Source organism: Shimia sp. (assembly GCF_965227725.1).
In the GTDB taxonomy this organism is placed as follows: domain Bacteria; phylum Pseudomonadota; class Alphaproteobacteria; order Rhodobacterales; family Rhodobacteraceae; genus Shimia.
On sequence record NZ_CBDDGH010000001.1, the window covers coordinates 277,963 to 304,204 of the forward strand.

Genomic DNA, 26,242 nt, shown 5'->3' on the forward strand with positions numbered 1-26,242 from the left:
TCACCCGGTTGGTTGGAAAAATTTCTGCATGCGCGCCAAGGTCTCCTTCCGCCCAATCAACTTGCGAAAGGCCTCGGTCTCCGCGCTTAACCCTGCCCGAACGGCGGCCCGACGCGCGTCATTCCAAAGCAGCGCCTTGCTGGCCAAAGCCGCGCCGGTATCAACCGCCGCCAGCAAATCCATCGCGCGCACCTCTGGCGTGTCATCCACGGCCTGCACCAGCCCAAGCCGCATCAACTCGGTAACCCCTTGCCGATGGTTCGCCATCAACCAGCTTTGTGCAGGCCCCACGCCAATCAACTCTGGCAACAGCGCAGACCAGCCGCCATCTGGCGCAAACCCCATGACGCCATAGTATGGCTGCATAAACGCGTCAGGTGCCGCCACCGCCAGATCAGACGCAAAGAGCAGCCCCGCTGAACCTCCCGTCGTGGCGCCGCGCAGGGCTGAGACGATCACCACCGGCATCTCCAGCATGCGGATCACCAATTCCTGCAACGCTGGTACTACCCGCTCCGCATAAGCCTCCGCCTCACCCCGCATGGCAGCATCGAGGAACCTGCTAACGTCCCCGCCAGTGGAGAAATTGCGCCCCCCTGTGATCAGCGCCCTCTGCGCGCCAGACTGCTCCAGCGTGTCAAAGGCCCGATGCAAATCCGCCAGAAACGCAGGTTCCAACGCATTCGCCCGCGGTGCCTGCATCTGGATACAGAAACACGGCTCTCCATCCGCCAAAATCTTGGTTTCGCAGAAAACCCGATCACTCATGGCGCCAGCCCTTCACAGATGAACCGATGCGCCTCAGCCACCACCCGGTCGATGTCAGCCTCTTCCTGCCAAAGCACGAAACGCTCTCCAAGGGTCTTCGCAATCCCCATCAGAGCCCAGGCCCGCACCTCCGCGTCACCTGCCGAAATCTCACCCTTCTGCACTGCCTGCTCAAGCTGCTCCGCATAGGCCTGCCCAAACGCCATGTAGTAGTCGCGGTAGGCTTCCGGATCGACAAAACGCGCCTCCTCGACGATGCGGTACTGCATCGGGCGATCCCGCACGACAATGAGATAAGCCTCAAGCCCCGCGCGTTCCGCCTCAAGCCGATTGGCAGCCCCCGCGATGCGCTCCGCAGCCTGCGAGCGTGTCGCGTGCCCCATGTCCTGCACCAACTCGCGGAACACCTCATCCTTGCTAGAAAAATAGATATAGAAGGTGCCCAGCGCTGTCTCGGCAGCGCGGGTTATGTCCGCGATAGAAGCGGCCACGAAGCCCTTTTCTCCAATCACTTGCTCCGCGGCAGCAAGGATTTTGGCGCGGCGCTCGACACCGCGTTTAGTTTTGGGCTGTGCACTGGCTGGTTTGTTCATCAGATTTCTTCTCTGTATTTCAACGGCATCGCCAGCCCCTCAGCGGCGACAAAACTTCGGATGGCATCACAAAAAGCTTCTGGCTCTTCCAAATGTGGTGAATGCCCGGAATGTTCAAAACGCGCCACAGCCGCGCGCGGCGCCTTTGACGCGATCCAATGCGCCACGGCTTCGCTGTAAAGTCGGCTCTGCGACCCCGTGCAAACAAGGTACGGCACATCAATCTGCGAAATCACCTCGCGCGCATCCATCGCTACCAGATCATCCCAAAGCGGGCGCAACCCGGCTGGGTCTTGCGCGCGCAGAAGCGCCTGTGCTGCCTCCCGGCTCAAAGTCGGGGTACTGCCGCGGGCAAACATATTGCGCGAAATACTCTGAGAAAGCCGTGGCCAGGTCGGGACGATCTTCTCAGAGGTTGCAAGGATCGCCTCGGCACTCTGCCCAATCAATCCAAGACCCCAATCCGCATCCGGCAACATGCGCGGGCTCATATCTATGGTCACAAGCGCGCGTAAAGCCGACGTGCCGTGTCGCTTAACATAGCGCCACGCCGCTGCGGCACCCATCGACCAGCCAACAAGAATAGGCCGATCCAGCTGCTCGGTCCACCGCTCTGCAACAGACGCACAATCCTCAAGGCTGGTAACCCCGCCGCCCTCACCACACCCGGTCAAATCCGGGGCATGGCATGTGAAATCTGGCCCCAGACGCGCGGCGACATCGTCAAACACCGCCCCACTCATGGCCCACCCATGTAAAAATAGTACCGGAATGCTCATGACGCGCGCCGTTCACGCAGGCGACCCACTATGCCCGTCGGAAAGAAATAGACGCTCAGGATAAACATAATGCCCAGCCACATGAGCCAGCGATCCGGGTCCAACAGATGCGGGATCAACGGCAGGGAAGCGGTGGCCTCGGACGCGCTGCCCATCAGGTTCTGCAGATAGGTCTGCGCCAGAATAAACAGCGTTGCGCCCAGCACAGCCCCATACATCGTGCCCATGCCGCCAATTACCACCATCAGCAGGATATCCAGCATGATCTCAAAGCTCAGCGTGGTGTCCGGCCCGACATAACGCAACCAGATCGCAAACAGGCTCCCCGCCAATGCCGCCGTCGCCGCAGAGAGGCACGTCGCCGCAGTGCGATACCAGACCACGCGATAGCCAATCGCCTCCGCGCGAAAATCATTCTCACGGATGGCCTGCAAAACGCGCCCAAAGGGCGAATTCACAATACGCAGCAGCACTAGGAACAAAATCAGCGACGCACCAAAGACCAGATAGTAGTTCAGTATTTTCCCGCTGATCTTCGTGCCCATGAACTCGCCCATGCGATTGGCGGAGGTCAGCGCACGCGGAATTTTATAGGTCAATCCATCCTCACCACCGGTGATGCTCGAAAACTGCGACACGAGCACCGCCACAGCCGAGGCCACAGCGAGCGTGATCATGGCAAAGAAAATAGCGCGCACCCGCAGGCTGAAAAGCCCGATCAACAACGCCAGAACCACAGCGGCCAAAGCGCCCGCCAGCGTGCCCACCGCGAGTGCATCAAAGCCGCGCCCCATGTGGGTCGAGGCCAAGGCCACTCCATACGCGCCAAGGCCAAAGAACATCGTATGGGCAAAGCTCACAATCCCGCCGTAGCCCAAAAGCAGATCATAGCTTGCGACTAGCAGGATGTAGATACAAATTCGCGCAGCGGTATCGAGTGGCCGCACGCCCTCAAAGATAAACGGCGCGCCAGCCAGGCAAATCAGGATCAACAACAGCAGCGCTGTCAGGATGGCGGAACGGGGCTGATCCCCGGAAAGCAGTTTGACGATCATCTTATTTCGCCTTCACAACGGGCAACATGCCTTGTGGTCGCCACATCAAAATTGCGGTCATCAGCGCGATATTGGACACAAGCGCGAGCTTGGGCTCCAGAAAGGCCACGTAGTTCTGCATCAACCCTACAAGCAGTGCGCCAATGAACGCTCCTTCGACCGAACCAAGTCCACCGATGATCGCCACAATAAACACCAGAACCATCATTTTCTCGCCCATCCCGGCGGTGATGACTTCTTGATAAAGTCCCCACATCACGCCCCCGAGCCCCGCCAGCGCGGACCCCGCGATGAACACGCCGACAAACACCACGCGCAGCCGGTAGCCCAGCGCCTCAACCATCGGGCCATTCTCCACCCCGGCGCGCACAATCAGGCCAATCTTGGTACGGCGTAGAACCATGCGCATCGCGACAAAGAGCACCAGTCCGACCACAACGGCGAGCAGGCGATACTTCTCCATCGCCGCGCCAGCAAAGGTGATCGCACCTTTCAGGGTCTCAGGCCGGTTGATGAAAATCTCATCTGGCCCCCAGATCACATGGATCAACTGCTCCACCACGATCAACCCGCCAACGGTCACCAAAATCTGCTTCAAATGCGCGCCATAAACCGGCTTCACAATGACCCTCTCAAAGCCCCAGCCCATGACGCCTGTCACGGCCATCGCTGCAATCACCGCCAGGAACACCGCCGACATATTGAGCAACAGTGATGCCGCGCCCGTCCATTCGCCCAGCGCGATCAGCACGGAAACCCCAACAAAGGCCCCGACAGAAACAAAGGCACCATGGCCAAAGTTGATCACATCCATCAGGCCAAAGACGAGCGTCAGCCCCGAGGCCATCACAAAAATCATCATGCCCATGGCAAGGCCCGAAACCGTTAGCGTCAGCCAGGATGAGGGCACACCAATGGCCACAAAGCCAAAGACCACTAGAAACGGGACGAGCAAGATCGGCATCGCCGCGCTCAGCCTTTCCATCAGGCTGATCCGCGCAAAAGTCGGCCTGTGATCAGGAGCAACGGTCATCTCAATACGCCTCCATGCTGAGGCCCATCAGGCGCTCCTGCAGGTCTTTGTTTTCCGCCAGTTCCGCCATCGCGCCAGTCCAAATGACGCGCCCGTCATCCATCACCGCGGCCTTGTCACCCAGCGCCTTGGCCACTGAAAAATTCTGCTCGACCAACAAGATAGACGCCCCCTGCGCCTTCAATTCCCGCAAAGCCTGCGCCATGGTCGAGACAATCGCCGGCGCAAGTCCTTTGGTTGGCTCATCAATGAGGTAGAGCCTGCGATCTTCCGCCATCGCCCGCGCGATGGAGAGCATCTGTTTCTGCCCGCCGGATAGATTTCCTGCCTCGCTTTGCCAAAATGTCCCCAGCGCGGGGAAAGCTGTCAGCAACCAGTCTTTGCGCTTTGGATCAAGCGGGCCAGAAGTGCTGCCTAACACCATATTTTCTTCCACGGTCAGGTCGCTGAAAATGCCCATATCCTCAGGCACAAAGCCAATCCCAGCCCGCGCGCGTACAGAGACCGGCAGGCCGGTGATGTCTTGCCCGTCATAGAGAATTTCGCCAGATTTTGCGGTCCACTGCCCCATGACCGTCTTGAGCGTCGTTGTTTTGCCAACCCCGTTGCGCCCCAAAAGCATGGTCACCTGCCCGCGTGGCACCTCCAAATCAACGCCCTGCAATATGTGATACTGCGCGATGTCCGTGTGCACAGCCTTGAGCGAAAGGATCGGATCAGACATCTTCCAACTCCTTGCCCATATAGGCCTCCTGCACCACGGATGACGCCATGACCTCCGCGGGCGGCCCATCTGCCGCCAGCGCGCCGTTGTGCAAAACGATGATCCGATCTGCGAGGCTGCGGATCACATCAAGCTTATGCTCCACAAGCAGCACAGTGCGCTCCCGATCCGCTTTGATCTCCGCAATCAGATCCAGAATGACCGGCGCCTCATCGACGCTCATGCCTGCAGTTGGCTCATCAAACATATAAACCATCGGATCGAGCCCGATCAGCAAAGCCACCTCCAGCTTTCGCTGATCCCCATGAGACAATTCCGACACCAGCTGATCCTGCTGCCGGTCCAGACGCACCCGCTCCAAAATGGCCTTCGCCGTAATGGTAAGCTCCGTATGGCTGTCCGCCATGGAAAACAGACCAAAACCCTTGTGCTGGCGTGATTGGATCACCAGCCGTACATTCTCCAAAACCGACAGGCTCGGAAACAGATTGGTTAGCTGAAACGCACGTCCAAGCCCACGCCGACAGCGCTCCGCCACTCCAAGGCGGGTGATGTCCTCGCCCATCAGCTTCACAGTGCCTGCACTCGCCGGAATTTGCCCTGAAATCAGGTTGAAATAGGTGGTCTTCCCCGCGCCATTAGGCCCCACGATGGCGGTCAGCTCCCCTGCATGAAAGCTGCAGGAAACAGCGTCAACTGCCACATGGCCACCAAAGCGCACGGTCAGCGCATCTGTTTGCAAAAGTGTCTGGGTCATCTTTCTTTCCCCTGCCCACGGGGCGGCCAAAGGCGGCCCCGTGAAGTGGTTGGGAAATCTTCCGCTGCTCAGTTGTTGCGCACCGGAATATTCATTTCATCCATGCCAATTTCACGCACAAGCACTGGCACGCCATAATCCTTGCCGTCCTGAATTTCCGTGCGGAAGTGATACATGGCTTGCATTGCCTGATGGTCTTCTGCGCGGAACTGCATGGTGCCTTTGGGGGTCTCCCATGCCATGCCTTCCATCGCAGCCACCAGCGCCTCTGTGTCCTCCGCGCCACCGGCTTTCTTGATCGCCTCAACAATAGCCAGGCCAGAGGCCATACCACCTGCGGTGAAGAAATCTGGCGGGCTGTCAAAGCGCTCAAAATGGGTCTTCACAAGCCATTCGTTCACAGGATTCTGTGGAATTTCATAGTAGTAGTAGGTCGCGCCTTCCATGCCCGGCAGCTCCTTGTAAGCTTTCAGAGCTGCAAGGATGTTGCCCCCGGTCGCAATCTCAATGCCAAAGCGCTCGGGCTCCATAGCGTTGATTTTGCCCATCGGGTTGCCGCCACCGGCCCAGATGATGAAGAGCTTTTTGTCGCCTTCGACATCACCCATCTTGGTGAAAATCCGCTCCGCCGCGGCGGTGAAATCCGTTGTGTCAGTCGGCACATATTCTTCGTGTGCAACCTTCGCGCCGGTGGCCTCCAGCGCTTCTTTGAAAGCCGCCACACCATCGCGTCCAAAGGCGTAGTCTTGCGCCAGCGTCGCGATGGTCACCCCATCGCCGCCCAACGCAACCGCATTGGCAATCGCATCCTGCGACGAGTTGCGCCCAGTGCGGAAGATATAAGGATTCCAGTTGGCCCCGGTGATCGAGTCGGCAACCGCAGGCTCAACAATCAGCACCCGCTCATATTCCTCAGCCACCGGCAACATCGCAAGCGCGACGCCAGAGCTCACAGGCCCCACCGCGATATGCGCGTCATCATCGCCATAAGCTTCTTCGAGCTGTGCCCGACCAATATCCGGCTTCAGCTGCGTGTCCTTTTCGATCACGACGATCTTCTCGCCGTTGATCTCCATTGTGCCGTCGGTCGCATATTCCAGCCCCAACATCAGCCCATTGTGCGATTGAGCCGCATAGGCCTCAAACGGACCGGTTTTGCCATAGACATGAGCAACCCGAATTTCTGCAGAGGCCACAGATGTCATCAACGCTCCGGCCACCGTCAACGCAAAAAAGCGCAACATAGGAACTCCTCCCAATTTCTCCTCTGTCAAATATGAAACATGAATCATGATTCATGTCAACATTCCCCACGAGTGGTGTCGGTTACATGCTCAATCGAACAGACCTCGCAACGAAAAAGGGCTCCCTGACAAAGGAAGCCCCCAAAAAGCCCGCACCAATCTAACCAGTGTGGAACGGAATTATCTTTGGTTAGCGCGAATACATCAACGATCGTCTCGCTTCTGGAAAGCCAAAGACAAAAGGCCCAAGATTGCCGACGCAACAATAAGCAACAACGAGACCGCGTTGAGAACCGGCGTAGAGCCCTGTTTGAGCTTGTCAAACATAGTGATCGTCAGCGGACTGTCAGAGCCAACCAAGATCAGCGTCGTATTGAAGTTTTCAAAGCTCATCAGCACGGAAACCACAGCACTGGCAACAATAGCTGGTAACAAAAACGGCAACGTTATCTGCCGAATGGCTCCCCATTTGCTCGCCCCAAGATTCAGCGCGGCCTCCTCCAAGCTGGGGTCAAACTTCTGCAGGCGAGCAGAAATCACCAAAGTGGCAAAGGTGGTAATGAAGGAAAACTGCCCCAAAATCACCAGAGGCAAACCGGGACGCAGCCCATCAAACCAAAGCCCTGTGGCATCCTCTAGCGTGTTGGCGATTGAGCTTGAAAACACAAGGATCGAGATACCCAAGATCACTCCGGGAATAATCAGCGGCAGAAGCATCAGCATGTAAAGCAGCGCTTTGCCGCGGAACTCATGGCGCACAAAGAGGAATGCATTGCAAGTGCCTACCATGACCGCAAGGGCAGAGACCCAAGCGGCCACAAAGGCGGAGATGCCAATGGAGCGCAGGATGGCGCGCTCATGGAAGACGCCGACAAAAGGCGCTTCGGTGCCAAAGAACCACGCCAGAGTGAAGCCTTCCCATGGCAGCGACGGGAAGACGCTGTTGTTGAAGGCAAAGGCACAGACCACTGCCAGCGGCAGGGCGAGGTAGACAAAGAACAGCGCCACATAGGCCCGGTAGGCCCAGAGGGTGAAGCGGGATTGGGAAATTGTTGGAATCATGACCGCCCCATCGTTTCAGAAAGCGACTGGCCCGAAAGTTTCAAGCCAACAAACACCACCAACGAGGAGAGCGCGAGCAGCAGGAAGCCAAAGGCCGCACCCAGTTCCCAGTTAAAGCGGGTGATGAACTGCGTGTAGATCATGCCGGTGAACCACAGGCTGTCTTTGCCGCCCAATAGGATCGGCGTTAAGTAGTTGCCCAGTGACAGCATGAAAACAACGATGCAGCCCGAAACAATTCCGGGCATGGCGTGGGGAATGACAATCTCGCGCATGATGGCGCTGCTGTTTGCACCAAGGTCATAGCCGGCTTCGATCAGGCTGTCGTCAAGACTGTCCAGCGTGGTCACCAGCGGCACCACCATAAAGAGGATGGAGGTGTAAACCAGACCCACCATGATGGCAGCGTCGTTATAGAGCATCTCAACCCCGCCGCTCGCCAAACCAAGCGATTGCAACAGGTTGGAGAACACACCGGTTTCGCGCAGCAAGATCATCCAGCCAAAGGTCCGCACCAACTCCGACACCCAGAACGGGATCATGCACATCAAAAACAGTGTGGTTTTGGTGCGCCCTTTGGTGAGTTTTGCAATGTAATAGGCAATCGGGAAGCCCAAGATAAGTGTGAGCGCAGTGGCGAGGATCGACATGATCGCCGTGCGCGCAAATGTGCGCCAGTAAAGCGGCTCGCCAAAGAAGGCGGCATAGTTGCCAAGCCCATATTCATATTCGCGCGGGCCGACTTTTTCGCTGATCGACACAATGAACAGCCCGATATGGGGCAAGATGATCAACAGCACCAACCACAACAAGATCGGGGCCAGCAAAAGGTAGAACCCGAGCCGGGAGGCGTCAGAACTCATGACTTAGGCCTCCCCAGCGGCGTAACAGCGCGCCTGTTCTGCGCGCCAGCTTGTCATGAGCCGGTCGCCCTTTTTCAAGTTCGCCAGCGCGCCGGTTTGTGGCAAGGCGGCGCTGATGAGGCCTCCTGCAGCGTCGCGCAGGGTGACAGTGCTGTTGGCACCATTAAACAGCACGGTTTCTACCACGGCTTCGGCGGCATTACTGCTAGCGGCCTGATCGGAGCCAAGCGGCAAAAGATCAATCGCTTCAGGCCGCAAGAAGATTTGCGCCTGCTGACCAACGGCCAAACCGGCATTTGGAGCAGTAACCTGCACCTCACTGCCCGCCTCGGTGACAAGCGAAAGCATCGCACCATTGGTGGCAGTTACTTTGGCGGCAAGCTTATTTGCCTCACCAACGAAACCGGCGACAAAAGCAGTTTGCGGCGCGTGGTAGACCTCATGAGGCGCACCCACCTGCTCGAAGCGGCCATGATTCATTACCGCGATATTGTCGCTCATCACCAGCGCCTCGGATTGGTCGTGGGTGATATAAACAAAGGTGGTGTCAAAAGCGGCCTGAAGCGCCTTAAGCTCCACTTTCATATGTTCGCGCAGCTTAAGATCAAGCGCGCCAAGGGGCTCATCCAGCAACAAAACATCCGGCTCCAGCACCATACAGCGGGCAATGGCCACGCGCTGTTTTTGGCCGCCAGACAGCTGGTCGACACGGCGTTTAGCGACACCGGGAAGGCCGACACGCTCCAACGCTTCATCCACCCTCTTCCCGATCTCTTTTTTACCAACACCGCGCTGGCGCAGACCAAAGCCCACATTGTCGCCAATGCTCATGGTTGGGAAGAGCGCAAGGTGTTGAAACACCATCGACACCGGGCGTTTGTTGGGCGGCACGCCAATCATGGAGGTGCCTTTGATCCGCAAATCCCCGCTGGTGGGCGACTGAAAGCCAGCGATCATGCGCAGCAGCGTGGTCTTGCCACAGCCAGAGGGGCCGAGGATGGAAAAGAACGATCCTTTGGGCACATCAAAACTGATGCCATCAACGGCGCGGAAATCGGTGAAATCTTTCACCAAATTGCTGCAGGAAAGATCGGGGGTGCTGTTGCTCACTTGAGGGCCTCAAAATTGGTGAAAGGGCGCCCACAAGGGGCACCCTTCGCTTGGATTTAGTCTATTTATTTTGCTGCGTTCACGCGATCCAGAGTCGCGCCTTCCAGCGCTTCCAGACCGGCTGGCACAGGTGGGTACCATTTGATGTTGTCGATGGCGGCCTGATCAAAGCTGCCCTGATAGCGCGCTTTCAGATCGGCGTTCACACCCGCGTCGCCATCCACAGCCGCGGTAAAGTTGCCCGCGGTGTTGGTGATCATTGCGGCGATGTCAGGACGCATCACAAAGTTGATCCAATCGTATGCTGCGTCATCCGCACGGCCACGCGCGGGCAGCACAAAGGTGTCGATCCAGCCAAGCGCACCAGCTTCTGGCGCAACAAAGGTGATGTCCGCGTCATCCGCGTTCAACTGCCATCCGCCGGTGTCCCAAGCCATGGAAGCGATCACTTCGCCAGAGCGCAGCAACTGTTTGATCTCATCGCCGCCACCCCAGTAAGTTTTGACGTTTGGCTTACAGTCGATCAGCTTGGCTTCAACTTTGTCCAAGATTTCCTGATAGGCGTCTGCATCATCGTACGCCGCAAATGGGTCAAGCCCCATGGAGTAGGCAAACCCGATGAGGGTCGGGCGCTTCAGGCGGTAGGAAACTTTGCCAGACACTGAAGCTTCGCACAGATCGGTATAGTCGGTCACTTCACCCGCTTTGGCGGTATTGACCACAAGGCCGCTGGTGCCCCAGACGTGTGGCAGGCCATAGACTTCACCGTCAAAAGTGGTGTTGTCTGCGGTCGCCGACAGCATCGATGGGATAAACAGCTCAGACTGAATGCGCGACATATCGATAGGCTTATAGATGCCGAACTCTTCCTGCGCGCTGGTGATGCGGTCCTGGCTTGGTTGGGCCAGATCAAAGCCGCCGCCGTTGGTGGCGCGCAGTTTTGCGATCATTTCTTCGTTGTTGGAGGTGGTTACCTCGACGGTGTGGCCAGTCTCGGCTTCAAATTTTGCGATCACCTCTTCCGGTGCGTAACCGCCCCAGGTCAGCAGGCGCAGCGTGTCAGCGCCGGCTGACATTGGCATTGTATAGATGGCGGTCGCGGTAAGGGCGACGGCTCCAAATTTTCCAAAGTTATCAAACATCATGTCATTTCCCTGTGTTGCTAGCGAGGTACTAACGTGTTGCGGTCTTTCACCGACCCTCTCTTAGCGCATTAGCATTGTGTCATGCCGACCCAAACCAACAGCCCGTGTGAACGCGTTGCACTCCCTTCATACGCCTCAGGTGTGAATCACGCCGACACCTGACTGGACGGGCAAAACGTGCCGCAGCTAAATCTATAATTCAACATTATTATTTCTGTTACATATAGCATGAAGTTATAGTAGTAATTCCGCGTCAAAGCCAGAAGAGAAAGCCAACCTCATGAGCGCCATCGAGCCACTGCGCATTCGACAACTGCAGGCCCTGGGCTTACTGGGTGAGAGTGGCACCATCAGTCTCACAGCCAAGGCCATGAACATCTCTCAACCTGCCGCCAGCAGATTACTCTCAGATCTCTCTAAAGAGCTGGGCTATCCACTGTTCAAGCGATCCGGACGCAGGATGGTGCTCACGCGGGAGGCACAATATCTACTGCCGGAAATAGAGCGCATTTTCAGCTCAATGGAGCAAATCCGCAGTCTGGGCCACAACGTTCAGGGCGGCACCAGCGGCCATCTCAAAGTGGCTTGTCTACCGGGGTTTTCCACGAGCCATCTACCATCGGTGATTGCAGACTTCCTCAGAGCCCGACCAGATGTCACCGTGACAATCGAACCAGACAGACCAGAGCGCATCTTGGATTGGGTGATTGGCGAGCAGTACGACTGCGGAATCACCGATACTTTTCGCACTCACCATGCACTTAACAGCAAGACCATTCCAATTCGCTGCGTTTGTGTTTTTCCGGAAGGCCACCGACTTGAACAACTAGACGTGGTGACCCCCAGCGACCTTGCCGGGGAACGTATCGCCCATGACCGCATAGGTAGCGAGTTCTATTTACGTCTACGCGAAACCCTAGAGCGCGAAGACGTGCCCATGGACAGTTTTATTGAGACCCGACAGTTCACCTGCGCCTGCGAGCTCGCAGCGAAAGGCGTTTGTGTCTCCGTATTGAGTGAGCTTGATGCGCGAGAATACGTCGGCCGTGGTGTCTCTTATCGGCCCTACTCCGCCAATCTCACGCATCAACTTTCGCTGATCTGGCCAAATCACAAAGCCACATCCGTGCTTACGCTGGAATTCTTGTCCAACTTTGAGAAGAGTCTGCAACCCTTCTCGGTGCGCTAGAGAATAGGGTCGATCAGCGCCTGCCACGCTCGCATCCAACTCGCGGCAATGGCGACCATATACCCCCCGCATGAGGCCTCTACCTACGAAACAAACCCGACATGTCCGTAAGGGTTGCGCGCGACAATCATGCATTTTCTTCGAATCTTACCTTGTCTGAGTGGGAGCTTCAGACAAATTTAAATCCCACGCTGTTATCAACCAATAAGTGTGATTGTTAGAGAATAGGCTCCTCTTATGAAACTGCGCGTTGTTATGCTGCTTGTGATCGGCCCAATTTTCGCCCTCGCAGGTTTTTTGATGTTTGATGACATCACTCGACAGAAGGCCTTTGTGGAAAGCGCTCACGATACCACCTTACGGGCGAATGAAGGCGCTGTTGTTGGAGAGGTGATTCATGAGCTTCAAAAAGAGCGCGGGTATTCCGCTGGCTTTATAGCTTCGAAAGGTGCCAACTTCCCTAGCGAGCTCTCTGAGCAGCGCATTTTGACTCTGCAAGCCCTTGATCAGTTCCAGCAAGGGACCTCCCTTCTCGCGACGCAACGACCAGAGCGTCTTGAAGATATCGAAAACCAACTCTCGCAGCTGAACGGCATGAGGGAGCGGGTCGACGCCTTTGAACTTTCCGTCCCCGAAATGGCGAAGTTCTATACAGCGACGATCAATAATTTGATTGAATTCTCTCGGCCATCAGGCATTCAAGACAAAGACAGCAGGGTCCAAGCCTTACTGAGCGCACGTGCCTTGATTGGCTCGGCTAAAGAGAACGCCGGCCTGGAACGCGCCATGGGTGCAACGGGACTGGGCGGCGGCTTCTCAACGGTAGTGCATGACCGTTTTATCTATTTGGGTGGCGCTCAGATGGCCTTGATTGGCGAAACTGCTGGCGCTTTGGACGAGCCCGCGTGGCTAGAAAGGCTCAAAGCCACCAGTGAATTCCAAGCTGTGCAGTCTGCGCGGGAGATAGTCCGCTCTGGATATGAAGCACAGAACTACGGAAACCTCACCGCCCCGGAATGGTTCAAGATATCCACAGCGTGGATCAACCAGCTTCGAGCCCAAGAACTCGCCTTTGTTGCAGATGTTGCCAAGCTGACTCAGCAAATCGAAGCGGAAGCGGACGCAAGCTTCTACAAGCTGATGTGGCTTGGATCCGCAGTGACCATCCTAGCTCTATCTTTCGCGATATTCTCCTTTGAGCGCATGGTTGCTCGGATTAAGTACCTGATTTCAGTCATTCATGAGTTCACCAACGGCAATTTTGACATTTTTGTCGAAGGTATCGAAGGCAAAGACGAACTCAGTAAAATGGCCAAGGCGGTCTATCATTTCAAGCAAGACACACTGCAGATGCGGCGTGATGCGGAGGCACTAAAAGCGGACCAAGAACGCCTGAAATCAGAGCAGGACCATGTTGTTGGAGAAATCCGCCAAGGTTTGGAAGAGATGGCAGATGGCAATTTGGCGCATTCCCTCGAAAAGCCATTCCCTGAGGAATATGAGGGCCTTAGAACGGACTTCAACAAAACCGTCGGTAAGCTGAACGAAACACTCGTCAATGTTGTTGAAGTGACATCCAGCATTCGCTCGGGCACCATCAAGTTCAGCCAATCCTCCGAGGACCTGTCGCGCCGCACTGAAAATCAGGCCAGCACAATTGAACAAACGGCCTTGGCACTGGAAGGCATCACCACAAGCGTGCAATCTGCGGCTTCCGGCGCGAGGGATGTCCAGGACACCACGAACTCTGCAAAAACAGACGCGACTGAAAGCGGCAAAGTGGTCAAAGAGGCGGTAAACGCTATGGCCAAGATATCGGAATCTTCAAGCCAGATCGCTCAAATCATCAGTGTGATCGACGACATCGCATTTCAAACGAACCTGCTCGCGCTGAACGCCGGGGTTGAAGCGGCAAGAGCTGGAGATGCCGGAAGCGGATTTGCAGTTGTGGCCTCAGAAGTGCGTGCTTTGGCGCAAAAATCCTCTGATGCCGCGCGTGAAATCCAAGAGCTGATCGGTGAAAGCACCACGAGCGTAAGCAATGGCGTAGGTCTGGTGAATGAAACCGGCGAAGCTCTCGAGGTTATCGTCAATCGCGTCAGCCATGTGTCTTCTTTGGTCTCCAACATGGCTGAAGGCACGGCACAGCAGGCCGAAACCCTCGGCGAAATCAATACGGGCGTCTCACAGCTAGAAGAGGCGACGCAGCGAAATGCCGTGATGGCACAAGATGTCAGCGACACCTGTGCAACCTTGAAAGAAGAAGCCAATGAACTCGAGCGTTTGGTGGCTCAATTCAAGCTGAAGTACGGGAAAGAAATCGCCTCTACTGAAGAAGAAGCCGCATAGTCTTCCGAAATCACGCTTGTCCCAACCTGCGCAGCCTTTTTTAAGGCTGCGCAGTAACTGCAAGATTTCGTTGCGAGCGGGCCGCCAAACGCGCAGTGCTTTGATTTTTAGTTCGAAAGTGCCCCTTCGAAATATGGCGTGCAGCCCATGTCACTTAAAGCTTTCTGTTGCCAAAATTCCTTGAAGGGCTGTCGGCACCCTCCCCTCAAATCGCTAACCAGATTTTGAATGGCATTACCTTGAATGATGTCGCAGTATGCCGCGCAGACCCAAGCCATCCCATATATGGCAGTGCGAAATAGGTAGCCGCGTGACGTCACTTAAATCATCATTTATACGAACCTGGCTGTTCGTCACATGCACCCTTAGTGCCCTGCAAGCCACCGCCCAACCCGACATATTGGTCTTAGGTGACAGCCAGATCTCCTTTGGAGCAGGCAAAGAATATCTCCGGTTCTTCGAACAACTCCCCGAAAGATGTGAGATGACGCACGAGCGTAAAAAGGCTTTGGCCGCACTGGGAGACCGAAAAACCGCTGCTATCGGTGTCCGCTCAACCTCCCTGCAATCCTGGACAACACCCAAGGGAGCTGCCAAAGGCGCAATTTGCGATGTCGACAAGAAATTTGGTGTGAACGCTGGGGCCTATGGCATTGATGGAAACAACAAGCGGGTTTTCATTCAGATCGGCAAAGGAAAGGCCTACCAGTTTTGCAAGCCAAAGCAGACTGCCTTCGAAGCGATGTTTGCCGACGGCTACTACGCACCGGAACTACTTGTGCTGACCTTTCTTGGAAACGCCGCAGATCGCTGGGCAAATTCACCTGAACTCGCCCTAGAGGACGCTCGTCGCACGCTGCAACAAATACCGGATGATGTGCCCTGCGTGTTCATCTCAAGCGTGCCAGTTTACCTCAAGAAAACAAACGACAAGCGCATGAAAGGCCAAACCGAAATCGCGCGCGCATTTCAGAAAGCAGGCAAACAATGCGCAGTGGTGGAAGGCTTCAACGCAAGCACCCGCAACGCTATTGAGGGCAAACCTGTCTATTTTCGGCGAAATGATGCTGGAAAGGTCAAGGATCCGCACCATCCGAAACCCGCTGCGATCCGAGCGTTTTTGGACATTAACACAGTAGACATTTGCGATGCGGTATTTCGGGTCTTGAAGTAAGACCACTCGCCTGAGGAAGGGGAAAACCAATGTTCCAGAAGATTGTCGCAACCATTGGCGCTCTCACGATTGGCGTTTCTGCAGCAATGGCTGACAGCTTTACGTCTCCCGAAATTCTTATCATTGGCGATAGCCAAATCTCATTTGGATCGGGGCCTGCGTTTCTCGAGTTTTTTAGTGACATCAAAGAACATTGCCACCCCGATAGCGAACAGAAAAAACACCTCAAACGTCTTGGTGAAATGCGTGTTGGTGTGATCGGCGTCAGGTCCAGCTCAATAGACTCCTGGACCGCACGGTCAGGTCGCGCAAAGGACACGATCTGCAAGGTGGATCCGAAATGGAAGGTAAACGCCGGCACATATGGATTCGTGAACAAGACTGGCAACAAATACGTTCAAATCGGTCAGGGTAAAGAATATCAATTCTGCGCCCCCAGCACCTCACCGCTCGAAGAGATGCTGAGAGATGGATACTACGACCCGAAACTGATCTTGATGACGTTTCTTGGCAATTCGGCAAAGCGTTGGGCGAACAGCCCGGAAGCTGCAGTCAGAGATGTGGAGCGTTTGCAGGCGCAGTTACCAGCAGATTTGCCCTGCATCTTCATGACCACTGCCCCCGCTTATAAGAAGAAGATCGTGGATTTGCGCCTGCGCGCGCAAAAGAACCTCATGGACGCTTTTAAAACCACTGGGTTGCGATGCTCTTTCGTACCCGGCGCCACACCAGAGACCGTCGCTGCCAACCAAGGAAATAAAGACTACTTCCGCCTCAATCAGAACGGCATGGTGAAGGACCCCTATCATCCAAACGCTGCCGCAGCGAAGAATTTCTTCGCACTGGAGATGGATCAAATTTGTACGGCGATTTTCGACCAGATCACACCGTCAAAGGAACAGAGCTAGCGTCGTGCGCGCTGCGACCGAGAGTAATCGAAGCTCTATAATGTGCCTTGGCTAGGCCCCAAGCTATCGACAATTTTGGGCATCCGACCAGTGCCCGCTCTACGCAATTTTGGCCTTTCAGGTTCAAAAACTCAGCTCGTTGTCCTCTGAAGTCCGCAGTTCGTCCTCGGATATCATTGTTTCAAGCCTTCCCCTCCCCCACAAAAAATGGGTGAAAACACGCTGGAGGAGCGTGGTTTAGGTATTTGGAGGAGAGACCATGCTGGATACGCATGAAGCAGAGACCGTTTGGCCGGGAAACAACATTGAAATCGACACCACTGTTTACAGCTCGGTTGTTGAAATGTTTGAAGGCGCCTTCAACACCTATCCAGACAAAACCGCATTTGTTGGCGTCGGCGGCAGCCTGACCTATGCCGAGGTGGACCGCCTGTCGCGCGACTTTGCGGCATATCTGCAGGTTGAGCTTGGCGTCAAGAAAGGCGACCGCATTGCGTTGATGGCGCCCAATTTGCTGGCCTTCCCAGTCGCCATGCTGGGCATCCTGCGCGCCGGCGCGGTGCAGGTGAACGTCAACCCGATGTACACGCCGCATGAGCTGGACCATCAGCTCAATGACGCGGGCGCCGAAATCATCGTGATCTTCACCGGCTCCACACCAACGCTGGCCGAGATCGTTCAGAACACCCCAATCAAAACCACGATTGCCGTGTCACTCGGCGACGCCACCCCGGCCACCATTCCCAGCCCTCCCGTTGATGCGCGTCTGGAGAATGTGCTGCAGTTCGGGGAGCTTCTGGATGCAGGCGAAGAGCTGGATTTTGTTGCGCCGGACATCACCGGCGAAGACCTGATCTTCCTGCAATACACCGGCGGCACCACCGGGCTGTCCAAAGCGGCCGTGCTGAGCCACGCAAACCTGATCGCCAACACCGAACAGGTCAAAATCGCCCTGCCAGAAGCCATGCGGCCAGGTGAAGAAGTGATCGTAACGCCGCTGCCTCTCTATCACATTTTCGCGCTGATGGTGAATATGATCACCTATAGCTCCTTGGGCGCCACCAACTATCTCGTGGCCAATCCGCGCGACCCCGCACAACTGATCGGGGCCTATCGCGACAGCAAATTCACAGTCTCCACAGCGGTCAACACGCTGATTGCGGGCCTGCTTGCCCATCCGGAATTCAAAACTATCGACCTGTCCAACTACCGTGCCATGATTGGCGGCGGCGCCCCCGTACAGGAAGCTGTGTCCAACCGCTGGAAAGAGGCCACAGGCCACCATGTGCTGGAAGGCTACGGCATGTCGGAAACCTCCCCGGTTCTGACCCTCAATCCGATGGGTGGCGAGGGCTTCTCGGCGGCTGTTGGCCACGCGCTGCCGTCCACCGACATCATCCTGCTTGACGACGAGGATAATATCGTCGCCACAGGTGAAGCAGGCGAAGTTTGTGTCAAAGGGCCTCAAGTCATGCAGGGCTATTGGAACCGGCCCGAAGAAACCGCCTCGAATTTCACAGATGACGGCTATTTCCGCACCGGTGACATTGGCGTGTTCGACGACACCGGCCTACTGAAGATCGTAGACCGCAAGAAAGATATGGTCTTGGTGTCAGGCTTTAACGTCTACCCCAACGAGATCGAAGCACATGTCGCCATTCTGGATCAGGTTGCGGAATGCGCTGCAGTGGGCGTGCCGGACGAGAAAACCGGCGAAGCGATCCGGCTGTTCCTCGCCCTGGCGCCTGGTGCCGAATTGACAGAGGCTCAAGTGATTGCGCACTGCCGTGAAGGGCTGGCGGGTTACAAAGTCCCCAAACAAATCCGTTTCTTGGACGAGTTGCCAAAATCTACCGTTGGTAAAATCCTCCGCAAAGATCTGCGGGAGGTGTGATCCATGACAGCTCCAGCAGATTACACCATCGACAACATTGAACAGCACGTCGGCCGCATTTTTGGGCCAAGCGATCCGATCACGGTGGACCAACCGCGCATTCAGGGCTTTGCTGATGTGACCGGCGATCACCAGTGGATTCATGTTGATGAAGAGCGCGCCAAAGCCCAAAGTCCTTTTGGCGGGCCAATCGCGCACGGTTACCTCACCCTGTCCCTGCTGGCAGCAGCCCAGATGGATCTTGGTATCGTGCCACAGGGATGCAGCGGGGTCATGAACTACGGGTTGGATAAGGTCCGTTTTCTGGCTCCGGTGCCCAGCGGCGCTGAGCTGCAAATCCGGGCTGAGCTGACCGGGGTAGAGCGCAAGGAGGGCGGTCGTATCCTGATCAGGTCAAAGGTGGTGGCCCAGCAGGTTGGTGCCGAAACGCCCGCACTGATTGCTGAATCTCTCGCGCTTGCCTTCAGCTAAGCGGTCAGCGCAACGGAGGAGGAAAACAATGACGAATGACGACACTTCTGGTGACAAAGGCTTCGTAGGGGCCGTTGCCAATTTCTACGCCGCTCTGGCGCGGCAGCCGATGGATATGATGAAGCTGGGGCTCAACAGCAGCAACCAGATGCTCGGCATCCTCAGCAGCCTTGGCAAACAAGATGTCGCCGAGATCGCCGACAAACGCTTTAACGACCCTGTATGGGACAGCAATCCAGCTTATCGTGTGCTCAAACAGAGCTACATGGCGTGGTGCTCCAATGTGATCACCTGGATCGACGGCTTGGATCTGGAGCATCGGGACACCGAGCGGATGAAACTGCTGACGGGCACAATACTCGACAGCTTTTCGCCGACCAATTTGCTGATCGGCAACCCCGCCGCCATGAAGAAAACACTGGAATCCGGCGGGGAAAACATCCTGTCCGGCCTGCGCAATCTGGTGGATGATATGGTGAACAATGAGGGAATGCCCTCCATGGTTGACCGCTCAAAGTTCAATGTTGGCGAAAATCTGGGCATCTCAAAAGGTGAAGTCATTCACAGAGATGAGTTGCGCGAACTGATCCAATACGCCCCACAGACTGACAAGGTCAAAGGCACACCCATTCTGGTAGTCCCGCCTCAGATCAACAAGTTTTACGTCTGGGATCTGGCACCAGAACGCAGCCTTGTTGAGTTCTTGGTGCAGCAGGGCTACAGCGTTTACATTGTGTCCTGGCGCAACCCCGGCTCCAATGATGCGGACTACGGCCTTGAAGACTATGTAAAATCTCTGGACCACGCGTCTGAGATTGTGACCAAAGTCTCCAAATCTCCCAAAATCCACGTTGCCGGTGCATGCTCTGGCGGGATCACCATGTCGATGCTGCTGGGGTATTGGGCGGCAAAGGGCATTGATCGCGCAGCAACCGCCACCTTCCTTGTGACCATTCTGGACACCGACGGTGCGGCCAACACATCCATGGGGCTCTTTGCCAATCTGGAGGTGCTCTCTCTCGCCAAGCAGATGTCACGTGCGCGGGGCGTGGTTCAGGGCAAGGACTTGGCCAAGGTATTTGCCTGGTTACGGCCAAATGATTTGGTCTGGGCCTACTGGATCAACAATTACCTGCTTGGCCAGAACCCGCCTGCCTTTGACATCCTTTATTGGAATGACGACACCACCAATATGACCGCCAAACTGCATGCCGACTATATGGGTCTGCTGGAAACAAACGGGCTGGTGAGTGGCACGGCAGAGATCTTGGGAGAGCAGATCGACCTCTCCAAAGTCAGCTGTGACAACTACGTTCTGGGCGGCACCACAGACCACATCACGCCATGGGATGGCTGCTATCGAACCGTGAATATGCTCGGCGGGAAATCCGAGTTCATTCTGAGTTCTTCCGGTCATATTCAGGCCATTGTGAACCCGCCAACCAACCGGAAGGCCAAATTCCGCCGGATGGATGATGTGCCCAGCGATCCAGAGGTGTTCGTGAAGAACAGCACCGAAATGGAAGGCACCTGGTGGCTGCATTGGTCTGAATGGATGGCGGAACGCTCAGCCAAGGAAAAAGCGGCACCAAAAACTCTGGGCAACAAGGACTTCCCCGGGTTGTGCCCCGCTCCGGGTACCTATGTTTTGCAGGAGGCAGGGAAACCGTGACAACCAAAACCGCAGAACAGATAAACACGCTGCAAATCTCCACCACTCGTATATGGGGGCGGCCCGTTCGCTATGCCGAGTACAACCCCGAAGGTGCAACGGAAACCCTGCTTCTGTTCAACGGGATCGGGGCAAATATCGAAAGTGCCGAGAGGTTTCTGCTGAGTTTTAAGCGCGTTCGGGTCATCATCTTTGACCCACCGGGCGTGGGCGGCACGCCCACCCCTACCCTACCCTATCGTTTGTCCCACGTGGCGGATATGGCGTCAGCGCTGCTAAACCAGTTGGAAATCGACCAGGTGCATGTCTTTGGCGTGTCCTGGGGAGGCGCTGCGGCCCAGCAGTTTGCGCATCTGCACACCCGCAGATGCCTCTCCCTGACTCTGGCGGCAACAACCACTGGCGCCATTATGATCCCCGGATCACCCAAGACCCTGATGAAAATGGTCACGCCCAAAAGGCACAGCGACGCCGGCTTCATGATGGATAACGCCCGCCAGCTCTATGGCGGCACCGTCGCGATGCAAGAAGAGCTGATGCGCGAGTTTTCCGAGGCACTCGATCACGGCACCCCCGTTGGCTACAGCTACCAGTTGATGGCGATCATGGGCTGGACCAGCTGGCACTACCTGCCAAAGCTGAACCTGCCCGCATTGGTCCTGATGGGAGAAGACGACCCGATTGTGCCCGTCGCCAATGGGCGCATTCTGGCCAGCCGCCTAAAGCGCGGCAAACTCGAAGTCATGCCTTGCGGCCATTTGTTTATGGTAACGATGCCGGTCGAAACAGCCCGACGTGTCGAAAGGTTCATATTAAGCGGCGAATAGAAGGGCCAAACACGTGAACGCTCTGGACTTGCCCGCCATGCGCAAAGCGGCAACCGGTACATTGCTTGTGCTGGTTGCTGTTTATCTTCTGACCTTCCTGAGCGGTTCCCCCGGCACCCCGCTACGTCTGTTCAGAGCCGCCGCCGGAGCAGGTATTGTCGGCGCTTTGGCCGATTGGTTCGCAGTGGTTGCGCTTTTCCGCCACCCCATGGGGATCCCGATCCCCCACACGGCTCTGCTCCCACGCAATCAGGAACGCGTGGCCGTGAATGTCGGTCGCTTCATCGAAGAACACTTCCTACAACCATCTTTGCTTGTGACGCAGCTACGTGAAAGCAAACTGGCAGCAAAGGTATCAGGCTGGTTGCTCACCGGCGGACATGCTGAACTGATCGTACGCCCCATTCTGTCGAGCGCGACAAACTTCCTTCGGGCGGATCTGCCAGCCGATCTGACAAAAACACTGGCCAGCATTCTACAAAAACTGACCCGAGATGCCTCTGGCAGTGCGCGCACCACACAAGAGGTCTCCGAGCTGCTCAAACAGGGCTTTCGCGGAGAAACGCTCACCGAAATCATTGGCTTTCTGCATGACACTGTGGATCGGCATCGCGACACCGCGCGGGCACTTGTCAGCGACAATAGCCGCTGGTGGATTTCCGCACGTATCGAGAAGAACGCAGCAGATATGATCGTCAAAGGGCTAATGTCGGTGCTAGCCGAAATGTCCAATCCCGAAAGCGCGCTACGCAAGGAGTTTGAGACCGCAGCTCAGACCACATTGGACAACGCCATAACCCAGGACCGCTTGCAACAAGTGATCGCCAGATCAGTTGACGCTTATCTCAACTCAGAGAGGTTTGATGACAAAGCGACTGAGTTGATCGAAGGGATCAAACACCATCTCGCTGATTACCTGGAAAACGAGACCTTCATTCAAACTGTTCTGACCACGCTTGAAAAAGGCGCCAAAGAGGTTTCTGAGGACGAAACCCTGCAAAATCGCATTGATGCTGGCGTGGCAGAGATTGCCGGAAAACTGGTGCCAGAGCTGCGGCCCTATGTGGGCGCCTATATAGCCCAAACCATCCGCAACTGGGATCCAGACATGCTGGTGGAGCGCTTCGAAACAGAAGCAGGCCGTGATCTGCAATTCATCCGCATCAACGGCGCCTTGCTGGGGTTTCTGATCGGAGGCGGCCTTTTTGCGATCGAACACGCGATCGGATAAGCACAGACGGTATTGGCACAAAAAAGAGCGCCATGTCAGCACTCTCTCAACGTCTTATATAACGTGAAAAATCCCGGCCATCAGAAAGACAGCCAGGATCTTAGCTGTGGCGCCAATTAAGCCGCCTTATCGTCTTTCTTGGATTTGGAAGACGCAACAAGCTCGTCAACCGCGGAGAACAACGGCGCCATGGACGCTTTGGTCTGTTCCTCGGCCACGTTGGTCAGGTCTTTCAGCTGACCGCCAACGGCCCCAATCTGGGTGTTCACAAAGTTGGCGTGCTGTTCAGCCACAGCGATCAAATTCGGTGCTTTGGCAATATTGCGGCCGTGTTCGACCCAGGTATCAAGATTGGCACGCAGAACATTCAGCACAGCACGGTCAAACGCCATAACCCCAGTGTAGGTGCTGCGAACAGTGTCCGTAGCAACAGTACCCGCCTGGCTCAGGTTTTCTCTGTAGCCTTTAAAATTCTCAGTTACGTTCTGGTACGAGTTCTGCAGCTTTTCGACAACCGCAGGGGTGGTTGCAGATGCTTTGGTCTCTTCGGCTGCCTTCGCGGCGGCTTTTGCGTTTGCCATAGTGGCCTCCTAATTCAGTCGTATTAAGTAAGTATTTCGTAAAATGAACATAGGTGGTGAAATGCTGCATCGCAACAAAAAATGCTGCAATGCAGCATTTTTTGTTGCTCTCTAATTTTATCGGAAATTCAGCGTGTTACAGCAAAGTCAGCCTGAATTTATTTTGTGACGTTGGGTCGCAAACCCAAGCACGACGCCTCACTTATTGTTGGCCCCAGGCATCATTTTCATCAGGGATGCCATCAAATCCGGGTTTGGCATCAAAGCCTCGGTCCACTGTTTTGCGATTGTCTCAGGCGACAGCTTCGCAATTTCGGTGGCTACAGCACCTTCAACCGCTGCCATCCATCGGTCCTGAGCAGACTTCACATCCGGCAAGCCAATCGCCTCGCGAAACTCCGCAGGGGTCAAATCAAAATCAATGCTAATCTTCATGGCCTGTCCTCCTCTATTGCCATTTGAAATGCTGCTCGCAGCACCCACAAAAACCGCGTGTCGAATTTACCCGCAGCGTCCTCCTCGTTCGCGACTGGCCTCGACCTCCACGCTCAAGGCCACCGAAAATCGCGTATACCATATCACGCAACGAGGCTCTGCAAGCAGACCTAGAACATCCCCGAGCCATGTGCAGAATTGAAGAGCGCATGTACAATTGATGCCTATCATCAACCACGGTGTTCAGAAAATTTACCCAACGCTAACTTGATTGTTCATGACCAAACGGGACATATTGACCTACACTTCGGGCCATGACCCGATGCCCGCGTCTTGGGAGGAACGTTTGAAGGACCAGGTATACAATACCGCAAAACTGCACGCAGCTCTTGACGCATTGCGCACTGATGGCATTGAAACAGATCACGCCTTTGCAGGTACGGGACTAAGCCTGAAAGCCATCGAAGATGAGCAATTTCGCGTCTCGCCTCTTCAAATTCTGAAGGCGTTCAAGAACATTTCCGACCGAAAGTGGGATCCTTACCTGCCGTACAGAATCGGTAGCAATGTGCATTTGTCAGCCTACGGCCTCTACGGCTATGCGCTTCTTTGTAGCACCTGTTATCGCGAGACCGTCGCATTCGCGACCAAATACCACTATTTGGCTGCGCCCACGGTTGAGATGAAATTCATCTTTGACGAACAAGAAGAAGGTTGGGACATTGAACCCATCGCAGCAGATCAAGTTGACCAGCAATTCTATGCTTTCCTTGTATGCCTTCAGATGGGCATCCATCGCTCCTTGCATAGGGACGTGATCGGACCAGGTTTCCAGCCTCACCTTTTGGAACTCCGCTTTGGCGAGGAGGCTTTTTATCGTATTCCTGAGGAAGCGGCTTCAGAGATCCGAATGGGTGCAAATAGGAACAGATTTCATATTTCCGGCGATTGGGTCTACCGCAAACTGGAGCTTGGCAACGAGCTGACCTTCAAACAGATTGTGCAAATTTGTGACAAAGAGCTATCGGAGCTCGTGGAGCATGGCGGGGTGGCCGGACAAGTTCGCCGAGCCCTGTTAGAAAACGCAGCGTTTGCCTCCAGCATGGACGCGATTGCGCAACATCTCGGCCTTACAAGTCGGACTCTGCGTCGACACCTCAAACAGGAAAACAAAACGTTCAGCGAAATCGTGGATTCGACTCGCGCTGAATTGGCGCTCCGCTACCTACGTTCTGATGAGCTCAGCACCGAAGAAATCGCTTACGTTCTAGGTTTCTCAGAGACGGCGAGCTTTGTCCGTGCGTTCAAGCGATGGACTGGCAAAACTCCCAAAACATATCGAATGAGCTTCGCGGCATAAAAGACAACGAAACTGCTAAGCACCTGAGGTAACCCTTTAGCGTTTTTTCTGCCAGATCGCTTCAGACTGTCCCGATTACGCCGACAATTGGCGATGCATTCCTCAACATCGGCTACCCTACTTCGAGAAGCTTCAAGCCAAAAAACGCTCAAGTCGCCCGTTCAAAAACGGCGAGAAGCGCCAGCTTTGCACAGATCGCCTCTACGGTTTCTTTTAGCGCTGCCACCACCGCACCGACCTCATTGGGCCGATCTGCCCCTTGGATCATCGGCACACTCAACGCACCGACAACACCGCCGCTTCCTTTCGAAGTGAGCGGCGCCGATACTTCTACGATTCCGGCATTTTCTGCATTTGAAAGCACACAAACGCCATTGGCGGCACAACGCTCGATTTCCAGATCAAAAGCTGCAAACGCATCCTCGCTGACGAACTCTTCCATCTGCACAAGCATTTCAATGCGTGCCGCGCTACTTGGTAGCCCCGCTAAGAAACATGCTCCGGCAGAGGCGCCGAACATCGGTGCCTGAACACCTTCACCTAAGGCAAGGCTGTAGGATCCGGCAGCCCGCGCAGCTGCGCCCACACGCATTTTGTTCTCATCAACGATCCAAAGATGATTGGATTGCTCCGTTTTTTGGGACAGTTGCGCCATGAAGGGGCGGGCAATCTCGATCATCTGCCCCGTCGGGTTACGCGCACCGCCAAGCTCACCGAGCTTCGGTGTCAGAAAGAAAACATCCCCGTCACCACGCCGTATGTATCCGCGCTCCTCCAAGACCACCATCATCCGGAAGATCTCGTTTTTGGACCGGCCAATTCCTTTGGCGATATCCGCATGCGTCAGCGCCACCCCTGGCCGCAGTGACAACAGCTCCAAAATATCCAACCCTTTCTCAAGGGCAGGTGCAGAGTATTTCTGAAGTCTTGTGGTCGGTTCGGTCAAGAGGGTCGCTAAGCTCTGGAATTTAAAGCAAGTTGCGCAGGAGGCTTAAGCTCCTGCGCAGCTGTTGTCGAC

The 26,242-nt window shown here is 55.5% G+C and carries 25 protein-coding genes; 10 read left to right on the forward strand and 15 right to left on the reverse strand.

Features of this window, described 5'->3' with window-relative positions:
- From ACO07T_RS01320 to ACO07T_RS01375, 12 genes are all read right to left on the reverse strand, one after another.
- A complete protein-coding gene (locus tag ACO07T_RS01320; RefSeq protein ID WP_422047935.1) occupies positions 1–768 on the reverse strand; it encodes an enoyl-CoA hydratase/isomerase family protein in 768 nt (255 codons plus the stop codon).
- Positions 765–1,361 carry a TetR/AcrR family transcriptional regulator gene (locus tag ACO07T_RS01325; protein ID WP_422047936.1) on the reverse strand — a complete coding sequence of 199 codons (597 nt, stop codon included), beginning with the start codon at positions 1,359–1,361 and terminating at the stop codon, positions 765–767. The genes ACO07T_RS01320 and ACO07T_RS01325 overlap by 4 nt, the downstream gene beginning before the upstream one ends.
- Positions 1,361–2,140, reverse strand: a complete 780-nt coding sequence (locus ACO07T_RS01330; RefSeq protein ID WP_422047937.1) for an alpha/beta fold hydrolase — start codon at positions 2,138–2,140, stop codon at positions 1,361–1,363. The genes ACO07T_RS01325 and ACO07T_RS01330 overlap by 1 nt, the downstream gene beginning before the upstream one ends.
- On the reverse strand, positions 2,137–3,195 hold the full coding sequence (locus ACO07T_RS01335; RefSeq protein WP_422047938.1) for a branched-chain amino acid ABC transporter permease: 1,059 nt from the start codon (positions 3,193–3,195) through the stop codon (positions 2,137–2,139). The genes ACO07T_RS01330 and ACO07T_RS01335 overlap by 4 nt, the downstream gene beginning before the upstream one ends.
- Before the next feature lies 1 nt (position 3,196).
- The gene (locus tag ACO07T_RS01340) at positions 3,197–4,228 is read right to left on the reverse strand and encodes a branched-chain amino acid ABC transporter permease (RefSeq protein WP_422047939.1); all 1,032 of its coding nucleotides are present in this window, start codon (positions 4,226–4,228) and stop codon (positions 3,197–3,199) included.
- Position 4,229: 1 nt separating this feature from the next.
- Positions 4,230–4,952, reverse strand: a complete 723-nt coding sequence (locus ACO07T_RS01345; RefSeq protein WP_422047940.1) for an ABC transporter ATP-binding protein — start codon at positions 4,950–4,952, stop codon at positions 4,230–4,232.
- On the reverse strand, positions 4,945–5,709 hold the full coding sequence (locus ACO07T_RS01350) for an ABC transporter ATP-binding protein (protein ID WP_422047941.1): 765 nt from the start codon (positions 5,707–5,709) through the stop codon (positions 4,945–4,947). Before ACO07T_RS01350 ends, ACO07T_RS01345 begins: the two co-directional genes overlap by 8 nt.
- Before the next feature lie 68 nt (positions 5,710–5,777).
- Positions 5,778–6,953 (reverse strand): substrate-binding domain-containing protein, encoded by a 1,176-nt coding sequence (locus ACO07T_RS01355; protein ID WP_422047942.1) that lies wholly within the window; start codon positions 6,951–6,953, stop codon positions 5,778–5,780.
- A gap of 204 nt (positions 6,954–7,157) precedes the next feature.
- Positions 7,158–8,015, reverse strand: a complete 858-nt coding sequence (locus ACO07T_RS01360) for an ABC transporter permease (RefSeq protein WP_422047943.1) — start codon at positions 8,013–8,015, stop codon at positions 7,158–7,160.
- Complete coding sequence (locus ACO07T_RS01365; protein WP_422047944.1) at positions 8,012–8,878, reverse strand: ABC transporter permease; 867 nt, start codon at positions 8,876–8,878, stop codon at positions 8,012–8,014. The genes ACO07T_RS01360 and ACO07T_RS01365 overlap by 4 nt, the downstream gene beginning before the upstream one ends.
- A gap of 3 nt (positions 8,879–8,881) precedes the next feature.
- Positions 8,882–9,988 (reverse strand): ABC transporter ATP-binding protein, encoded by a 1,107-nt coding sequence (locus tag ACO07T_RS01370; RefSeq protein WP_422047945.1) that lies wholly within the window; start codon positions 9,986–9,988, stop codon positions 8,882–8,884.
- A 65-nt stretch (positions 9,989–10,053) separates the two neighbouring features.
- On the reverse strand, positions 10,054–11,130 hold the full coding sequence (locus ACO07T_RS01375) for an extracellular solute-binding protein (protein WP_422048591.1): 1,077 nt from the start codon (positions 11,128–11,130) through the stop codon (positions 10,054–10,056).
- Between the two features lie 283 nt (positions 11,131–11,413).
- Between ACO07T_RS01375 and ACO07T_RS01380 the strand changes: the two genes are divergently transcribed.
- The 9 genes from ACO07T_RS01380 to ACO07T_RS01420 all read left to right on the forward strand — a co-directional run bounded on the left by ACO07T_RS01380 (position 11,414) and on the right by ACO07T_RS01420 (position 22,848).
- On the forward strand, positions 11,414–12,322 hold the full coding sequence (locus ACO07T_RS01380) for a LysR family transcriptional regulator (protein ID WP_422047946.1): 909 nt from the start codon (positions 11,414–11,416) through the stop codon (positions 12,320–12,322).
- 237 nt (positions 12,323–12,559) lie between these two features.
- Positions 12,560–14,671, forward strand: a complete 2,112-nt coding sequence (locus ACO07T_RS01385; protein WP_422047947.1) for a methyl-accepting chemotaxis protein — start codon at positions 12,560–12,562, stop codon at positions 14,669–14,671.
- Between the two features lie 310 nt (positions 14,672–14,981).
- Complete coding sequence (locus ACO07T_RS01390; protein ID WP_422047948.1) at positions 14,982–15,845, forward strand: SGNH/GDSL hydrolase family protein; 864 nt, start codon at positions 14,982–14,984, stop codon at positions 15,843–15,845.
- Between the two features lie 29 nt (positions 15,846–15,874).
- A complete protein-coding gene (locus tag ACO07T_RS01395; RefSeq protein WP_422047949.1) occupies positions 15,875–16,753 on the forward strand; it encodes an SGNH/GDSL hydrolase family protein in 879 nt (292 codons plus the stop codon).
- Between the two features lie 259 nt (positions 16,754–17,012).
- Positions 17,013–18,647 carry an AMP-binding protein gene (locus tag ACO07T_RS01400; RefSeq protein WP_422047950.1) on the forward strand — a complete coding sequence of 545 codons (1,635 nt, stop codon included), beginning with the start codon at positions 17,013–17,015 and terminating at the stop codon, positions 18,645–18,647.
- Between the two features lie 3 nt (positions 18,648–18,650).
- Positions 18,651–19,118, forward strand: a complete 468-nt coding sequence (locus ACO07T_RS01405; protein WP_422047951.1) for a MaoC family dehydratase — start codon at positions 18,651–18,653, stop codon at positions 19,116–19,118.
- A 28-nt stretch (positions 19,119–19,146) separates the two neighbouring features.
- Positions 19,147–20,790 carry a PHA/PHB synthase family protein gene (locus ACO07T_RS01410; RefSeq protein WP_422047952.1) on the forward strand — a complete coding sequence of 548 codons (1,644 nt, stop codon included), beginning with the start codon at positions 19,147–19,149 and terminating at the stop codon, positions 20,788–20,790.
- Positions 20,787–21,617 carry an alpha/beta fold hydrolase gene (locus ACO07T_RS01415; protein ID WP_422047953.1) on the forward strand — a complete coding sequence of 277 codons (831 nt, stop codon included), beginning with the start codon at positions 20,787–20,789 and terminating at the stop codon, positions 21,615–21,617. The genes ACO07T_RS01410 and ACO07T_RS01415 overlap by 4 nt, the downstream gene beginning before the upstream one ends.
- A gap of 13 nt (positions 21,618–21,630) precedes the next feature.
- Positions 21,631–22,848, forward strand: a complete 1,218-nt coding sequence (locus tag ACO07T_RS01420; protein WP_422047954.1) for a DUF445 family protein — start codon at positions 21,631–21,633, stop codon at positions 22,846–22,848.
- 116 nt (positions 22,849–22,964) lie between these two features.
- On the opposite strand, the gene ACO07T_RS01425 is transcribed toward ACO07T_RS01420, so the two are convergent.
- Positions 22,965–23,429: a hypothetical protein gene (locus ACO07T_RS01425; protein WP_422047955.1), complete on the reverse strand. Its 465-nt coding sequence runs from the start codon at positions 23,427–23,429 to the stop codon at positions 22,965–22,967.
- A gap of 198 nt (positions 23,430–23,627) precedes the next feature.
- Positions 23,628–23,864, reverse strand: coding sequence for a hypothetical protein (locus ACO07T_RS01430; protein WP_422047956.1), 237 nt, complete (start codon positions 23,862–23,864; stop codon positions 23,628–23,630).
- A gap of 277 nt (positions 23,865–24,141) precedes the next feature.
- Here ACO07T_RS01430 and ACO07T_RS01435 point away from each other — a divergent pair, with 277 nt between their 5' ends.
- Entirely contained in the window at positions 24,142–25,224 is a 1,083-nt protein-coding gene (locus tag ACO07T_RS01435; protein WP_422047957.1) for a helix-turn-helix domain-containing protein, read from the forward strand.
- A gap of 148 nt (positions 25,225–25,372) precedes the next feature.
- On the opposite strand, the gene ACO07T_RS01440 is transcribed toward ACO07T_RS01435, so the two are convergent.
- Positions 25,373–26,170, reverse strand: a complete 798-nt coding sequence (locus tag ACO07T_RS01440; protein ID WP_422047958.1) for an IclR family transcriptional regulator — start codon at positions 26,168–26,170, stop codon at positions 25,373–25,375.
- Between the last annotated feature and the right edge of the window lie 72 nt (positions 26,171–26,242).

Bases quoted from the DNA above. Each gene is read 5' to 3' on its own strand.
- ACO07T_RS01400 (WP_422047950.1), top strand. From the start codon at position 17,013: ATGCTGGATACGCATGAAGCAGAGACCGTTTGGCCGGGAAACAACATT.
- ACO07T_RS01375 (WP_422048591.1), bottom strand. From the start codon at position 11,130: ATGTTTGATAACTTTGGAAAATTTGGAGCCGTCGCCCTTACCGCGACC.
- ACO07T_RS01340 (WP_422047939.1), bottom strand. From the start codon at position 4,228: ATGACCGTTGCTCCTGATCACAGGCCGACTTTTGCGCGGATCAGCCTG.
- ACO07T_RS01320 (WP_422047935.1), bottom strand. From the start codon at position 768: ATGAGTGATCGGGTTTTCTGCGAAACCAAGATTTTGGCGGATGGAGAG.
- ACO07T_RS01385 (WP_422047947.1), top strand. From the start codon at position 12,560: ATGAAACTGCGCGTTGTTATGCTGCTTGTGATCGGCCCAATTTTCGCC.
- ACO07T_RS01330 (WP_422047937.1), bottom strand. From the start codon at position 2,140: ATGAGCATTCCGGTACTATTTTTACATGGGTGGGCCATGAGTGGGGCG.
- ACO07T_RS01335 (WP_422047938.1), bottom strand. From the start codon at position 3,195: ATGATCGTCAAACTGCTTTCCGGGGATCAGCCCCGTTCCGCCATCCTG.
- ACO07T_RS01350 (WP_422047941.1), bottom strand. From the start codon at position 5,709: ATGACCCAGACACTTTTGCAAACAGATGCGCTGACCGTGCGCTTTGGT.
- ACO07T_RS01365 (WP_422047944.1), bottom strand. From the start codon at position 8,878: ATGAGTTCTGACGCCTCCCGGCTCGGGTTCTACCTTTTGCTGGCCCCG.
- ACO07T_RS01410 (WP_422047952.1), top strand. From the start codon at position 19,147: ATGACGAATGACGACACTTCTGGTGACAAAGGCTTCGTAGGGGCCGTT.
- ACO07T_RS01430 (WP_422047956.1), bottom strand. From the start codon at position 23,864: ATGAAGATTAGCATTGATTTTGATTTGACCCCTGCGGAGTTTCGCGAG.
- ACO07T_RS01395 (WP_422047949.1), top strand. From the start codon at position 15,875: ATGTTCCAGAAGATTGTCGCAACCATTGGCGCTCTCACGATTGGCGTT.
- ACO07T_RS01425 (WP_422047955.1), bottom strand. From the start codon at position 23,429: ATGGCAAACGCAAAAGCCGCCGCGAAGGCAGCCGAAGAGACCAAAGCA.
- ACO07T_RS01355 (WP_422047942.1), bottom strand. From the start codon at position 6,953: ATGTTGCGCTTTTTTGCGTTGACGGTGGCCGGAGCGTTGATGACATCT.
- ACO07T_RS01380 (WP_422047946.1), top strand. From the start codon at position 11,414: ATGAGCGCCATCGAGCCACTGCGCATTCGACAACTGCAGGCCCTGGGC.
- ACO07T_RS01345 (WP_422047940.1), bottom strand. From the start codon at position 4,952: ATGTCTGATCCGATCCTTTCGCTCAAGGCTGTGCACACGGACATCGCG.
- ACO07T_RS01435 (WP_422047957.1), top strand. From the start codon at position 24,142: ATGACCAAACGGGACATATTGACCTACACTTCGGGCCATGACCCGATG.
- ACO07T_RS01360 (WP_422047943.1), bottom strand. From the start codon at position 8,015: ATGATTCCAACAATTTCCCAATCCCGCTTCACCCTCTGGGCCTACCGG.
- ACO07T_RS01325 (WP_422047936.1), bottom strand. From the start codon at position 1,361: ATGAACAAACCAGCCAGTGCACAGCCCAAAACTAAACGCGGTGTCGAG.
- ACO07T_RS01405 (WP_422047951.1), top strand. From the start codon at position 18,651: ATGACAGCTCCAGCAGATTACACCATCGACAACATTGAACAGCACGTC.